The organism is Streptococcus sp. Marseille-Q8145, assembly GCF_965112035.1.
The window spans coordinates 1-853 of record NZ_CBCOPQ010000022.1 but is presented as its reverse complement, the minus strand read 5'-3'; the positions used below and the strand labels follow the sequence as shown (position 1 = coordinate 853).

General features: G+C 52.3%; 1 protein-coding gene. It reads left to right on the top strand.

Going from position 1 to position 853, the window contains the following annotated elements:
• Positions 1-25: 25 nt before the first annotated feature.
• Positions 26-853, top strand: an 828-nt coding sequence (locus ACWPVL_RS11720) for an ADP-ribosylglycohydrolase family protein (protein ID WP_454389187.1), incomplete at its 3' end; no start/stop codon positions are given.

Below are 853 nucleotides of genomic sequence, written 5' to 3'. Positions count from 1 at the left end.
GTATTTTGATAAGGAGATGGCAAAAATGGGGATCATGGAATCTCGTTTGATTCACGGAACGGTTGGGTTTGCAATCGGTGACGCTTTGGGATTACCGGTTAAGGGGCAGTCGCAGGCCGATCTGGCTGCTGCGCCAGTCACGACCATGAAGGGTTATGGCACCTTCAACCAACCAGCCGGCACGTATTCCGATGAAACCGGCCTCACACTTGCCGGCCTAGACGCCTTACAATCCGGCTTTGATCAGGCAAAGCTAATCGCTGCTTACCAAGCGTGGTTTAAAAATGGAAAACACGCACCTTATGGAAAACGCAATCCCGATATTTGGCCTAGTGTGGCAACTGCTTTGACCACTGGAAAAGCTACGGCGGCCCCTAACGAACCAGGGGCATTGATCCGCGCTTTACCATATGATGGGTATGGTTATCAAACGGTTGACACAGATCTATTCAAAAAAGCAGAGGGTAGTCGCCTCTTTCAAAACTTTGTCACCCTCACCAACACCGATCCGGAGAATATGGTAGCAACGGCTATTTACACCCAAATCGCCATCGAATTACTCGCGGATGCCCCGGACCTGCCAACTGCCATCGCTACCGGTATCACCAAGGCGGGCGACTATTTTGCCAATAAGCAGGCGGAACAACCGGTTTTTGACTCATTTCAATCTCTGCTCGCGGCACCCACCTCACTTGCTGCTACGGCAACCGATCCTTTAAGTCTGCTCGTTCGGGTGTTGCATGCGCTTTCGACTTGGCCGGATTATCACGATGCCGTCTTATACGCACTTGCACTTGGTGGGGCAACCGACACCGCTGCGGCATTAACCGGCGGCTTGGCTGGGTTAGCCTAT